Source organism: Acidovorax sp. KPB24-03 (assembly GCF_057546605.1).
The window spans coordinates 1-3,965 of record NZ_BAAJYR010000331.1 but is presented as its reverse complement, the minus strand read 5'-3'; the positions used below and the strand labels follow the sequence as shown (position 1 = coordinate 3,965).

Here is a 3,965-nt window from a genome sequence, read left to right as displayed (position 1 = left end):
GTGTCGATCTGCAGGCTGCGGCCCGGTCGGCCATTCAACTCGCCGTCGAAGGCCCAGATGCCGGGCTGCACCACGATGTCGGATGGCGAAGCGCCCCATGCGCAGGTGCCCGGGCTGCCGAGAATGACGGCGCCCGCATGGCAGGCGCCCATGAAGAAGGATTCGATCCCATCCTTGCGCAGCGTGCCGGTGGCCAGGCCATAAGCGTCGACGGCGAACTGCTCGATCCGGTACGGACTGCGCTGCTGGTTGCCGGAAGGGTCCACGCAACTGGCGGTGCCGTCGGATTCGATGCCCTGTCCGCGCTTTTGGTAGGTGCCCGAGTAGGAGCACAGGCGGCCGTCGGACGTGCTCAGCTGGCTCATCAGGAAATTGCCGTCGCGCAGTTCGACGCGGTAGGAGGCGATGGGCGTCTGTGACAGGCGGGTGGAATAGGTCTGCAGGGTGTACTGCCCGCTGCTGCCACCTTGCACCGCGGATCCATACGTGAAGCGCGAGATGCGGCGCGTCACGTCGCCCGGCAGCGTGACGGTGCCGGAGGTGGGCGAATCGAAGGCCAGCTGGATCTCGCCCGGGCTGCCCGCCACTTCGCCATTGCCCGCACCGCCGCCGATCACGGGCGGCCCGTTGCGGAACTCCTGCAGGGGGCCCCGGAAGGCCGAGCTGTCGCCGCCGCGCAGGCCGCTGGCCTGCAGGAACACAGACGACCCGTCGGCGCGGTAGCCCAGGTAGGACACGATGAGGGCGCGGCCCTGCTCGGTATCGATCTGCAGGCTGCGCCCGGGCTGGCCATTTAGCTCGCCGTCGAAGGCCCACAGGCCCGGCTCCGGCTCGGCACTGGGCGGGGTGGTGGTCTGCGCCCAGGCCGACGAGGCCAGGATCAGGCCCCCGGCGCAGAGCGCGAGTGTCTTGGTCATTGCGAAACGGGACATGCGGGAAGCTCCTCCTTGGATTGGAATCAGGGTGCCGTGGCCTGCAACAGGCCCGACGCGAAATGCCTACCAGCCCCGTCGAGGCGGGCGGCAGTTCTGCGAAAAAAGCGGGGTCTGGCTGGCGGATGCCATCCGCGACCTTCCGGGAAAGGCGGTCCGTTGCCACCATCACCCGGTTTTGGATTTGCTCCTGTTTTTGTAGCAATATGCCCTAGGAAATCATGCGCTACAGGCCTTTTTCTCCAAAAAAAGTCCGTATCACCCGCCTTCAGCGTGATCTTCACCGCCGCAGGACAAGGCCTGCGAAAAGTTCCTTCCGGCATATGCAATGGGTGGCGAAGACCCGTAATAGATACAAATTCAACGGGCTTGCCAATCCCCCAAGGGTGGGGGTGGCAATTCGACAGGACGCCCCGAGTGGGACGAAAGGCGCCGCAGTGCGGGGTTGCGCCCCTTTCGCAGATTCCACATTTTTCTACGTATTGAAACCTCTTTGACCGATGGTTTCGCCCGAGTGCCGCTCAGGCGGTTACTTTCGGCGCGTGCATGCCGCCATGCACCGGTGCGCAAAAAATCCAGGCCTCGCGGCGCAGCCCCCGCTGCGCGGCCGGCAGCCACAACGCAAAACAGCGCCGTTTCCCATCCAGACGAGGAGACCACAACGCATGCAGAACGACGATCCGAAAGACCGCGCCGCCTTCGACTCGGCCATCCAGGCCCTGAAGGCGGAGATCGCCAACGCCGGGGCGCATCTCTCGCTGGATGCCTCGGCCCGGCTGGCCTACACCCGGCAGATCCAGGCCATGGCCAACGACCTGCAGTTCGAGGCGATGAGCGGCCGCATCACCTGGGCCCAGGCGGCCGAGCAGGCCCAGGTGGCGCGCAACACCATCATGGAGATCATCCGCGGGCGCAGCACGCCGGTTGGGCGCGCCATGGCGCAGAGCCTGAAGGCCGAGGGCAAGACGCTCAACGAACTCATCGCCCGCAAGGCCCAGCAGATCCATGGTCCCACCGTGCAGTTCGACCGGCTCACCGCGGCGCAGCAGAACGCGGTGTACGGCGAGATCGTCCAGTCCGCCGGCCGTTCCAACCCCAAGGTCACGCAGACCATGCGCGGCCTGTCGCGCGCGGGCCGGGGGCTGATCGTGCTGTCCATTGCGCTGTCGGTCTACAACGTGGCGACGGCCAACGACAAGGCCGCCGCGGCGGGCAAGGAGCTTGCCGTGACCGGGGCGGGGATCGGCGGCGGCATCGCCGGGGGCGCGCTGGCGGGTCTGGCCTGCGGGCCCGGCGCGCCAGTGTGCGTGACCGTCGGGGCGTTCGTGGGCGGCGCGCTGGCGGCTTTCGGCGTGGATTTCCTGTGGTGAGCGGCGGGCCAGCGATGCGCATCCTCACCCCCGCTGACATTTCCCTGGGACCCTTGCCCGCCGAGGGCGGCGATGCCCCGATGCAAAGCCGGGTCGTGCAGGGCGGCCTGCCCCTGCAGGCCCGCGTGGACGGGTTGGTGCTGGAGGCGGCCTTCGAGTGCCGGGGCTTTCACCTGCTGTTCACCACCGACGATGTGCCGCAGGAAGACCTGCTGCACATCACGCTGTTCGATGGCCAGTGGCAGCCGCTGGACGCGGCCACCATCGGCGGGGCCTACACCACGGGGAGTTTTTCGCTGATCGGGCTGGAGGGCGAGCACACCGTGCGGTTCCGCTTCATCGGTGACACCGACTGGAGCGTGGAGATTTTGCCCAGCCCGGGCTTTCGCATGCCGCTGGTCTCGGAGCCCCGGGGCGTCACGCGGGCGCTGGGGTTCTCCAGGCACTTCGTGGTGCGCGGCGATCCGCAGCCGCAGGGCCGCTAGGAAGGCATCGGCCCGCCGATCGCTCGGTCCATCAGCCGGCCAGCGCGGCGGCGATGTCCGGCGCCATGGACTGCGGCGTGTCGCGCGGGCCGTAGCGGCGCAGCACCTGCCCGTCCCGGCCGATGAGGAACTTGGTGAAGTTCCACTTGATCGCCTGGGTGCCCAGCAGGCCCGGGGCCTCGGCCTTGAGCCAGCGGTACAGCGGGTCGGCGTCGGCGCCGTTCACGTCGATCTTGGCCATCATCGGAAAGCTCACACCGTAGTTGAGCTGGCAGAAGCTGGCGATCTCGTCGTTGCTGCCCGGGTCCTGGCGGCCGAACTGGTTGCAGGGAAACCCCAGCACGGCCAGCCCCTTGGGGCCGTATTGCTGGTGCAGGGCCTCCAGCCCGGCGAACTGCGGCGTGAAGCCGCAGGCGCTGGCCGTGTTGACGATGAGCAGCAGCTGCCCCGCGTACTGCCGCAGGGGCACGGTCTGGCCGTTCATCTGCCGGGCCTCGAAGTCGTAGACGCTGGTCATGGCGGGCATCCCTTGCAAGAACGGTGGATGGATCGGATTGATCGGGCGCCGCCACGCCGGCAGGGCGTTCACCGGGTCTTGGCGGCAGCGGCATTCTCGCCGGAGAAGTACGGAATCATCATGCGGTTGCCGTCGGCGCCGGTGTCGCGGATGTATTCGAGCGAGAACTGCTCGCCCAGTCGCCGCAGCTCGCGGCGCAGCTCGAAGTCGGGCGTCTCCACCTTGATGCCGTTGCGCGCCAGCTCGGCGATGGAGGCGGTGGACGCGGCGCTGCTGGCGTTCCACCCCCGCACCTGGGCCTGGGCGGCGGCCTCCTCGACGATCTTGCGCGTGCCTTCGGGCAGGGCCAGCCACTGGGCCTTGTTGACCAGCACGAGGTTCTTGGGATACCAGGCATGCACGTTGTAGAAGTATTTGATGGGCAGATCCCACACCTTGTTCTCCACGCCCGTGACGGGCGAGGTGAAGAGCGTGTCGATCTGCCGGTCCAGCACGGCCTGGTTGATGCCCTTGGTGGGCACGTCCACCGGCGTGGCGCCCATCAGCTGGGCGATGCGCACGGTGCTGGGGCTGTAGCTGCGCATCTTGGCGCCGCGCAGGTCGCTCACGTGGCGGATGGACCGCGTGGTGAACAGACCCTGGGCCGGCCAGGGCACGGCGT

The 3,965-nt window shown here is 67.9% G+C and carries 4 protein-coding genes and 1 pseudogene; 2 read left to right on the top strand and 3 right to left on the bottom strand.

The genetic code is table 11. The features are described 5' to 3' along the window. Nucleotides 1–932: pseudogene (locus AC27KI_RS20260) on the bottom strand (hypothetical protein); the annotation flags it as partial. Nucleotides 933–1,597: 665 nt separating this feature from the next. On the opposite strand from AC27KI_RS20260, the gene AC27KI_RS20255 reads away from it, so the two are divergent. Further along, complete coding sequence (locus tag AC27KI_RS20255) at nucleotides 1,598–2,302, top strand: hypothetical protein (RefSeq protein WP_317357333.1); 705 nt, start codon at nucleotides 1,598–1,600, stop codon at nucleotides 2,300–2,302. Between the two features lie 14 nt (nucleotides 2,303–2,316). Beyond that, nucleotides 2,317–2,787 (top strand): hypothetical protein, encoded by a 471-nt coding sequence (locus AC27KI_RS20250; RefSeq protein WP_487115497.1) that lies wholly within the window; start codon nucleotides 2,317–2,319, stop codon nucleotides 2,785–2,787. A gap of 31 nt (nucleotides 2,788–2,818) precedes the next feature. Here AC27KI_RS20250 and AC27KI_RS20245 read toward each other — a convergent pair whose 3' ends face one another. Together AC27KI_RS20245 and dctP are read right to left on the bottom strand one after the other, a co-directional pair. After that, nucleotides 2,819–3,304 (bottom strand): glutathione peroxidase, encoded by a 486-nt coding sequence (locus AC27KI_RS20245; protein ID WP_317357335.1) that lies wholly within the window; start codon nucleotides 3,302–3,304, stop codon nucleotides 2,819–2,821. Nucleotides 3,305–3,372: 68 nt separating this feature from the next. After that, nucleotides 3,373–3,965, bottom strand: a 593-nt coding sequence (gene dctP, locus AC27KI_RS20240) for a TRAP transporter substrate-binding protein DctP (protein ID WP_487115495.1), incomplete at its 5' end; no start/stop codon positions are given.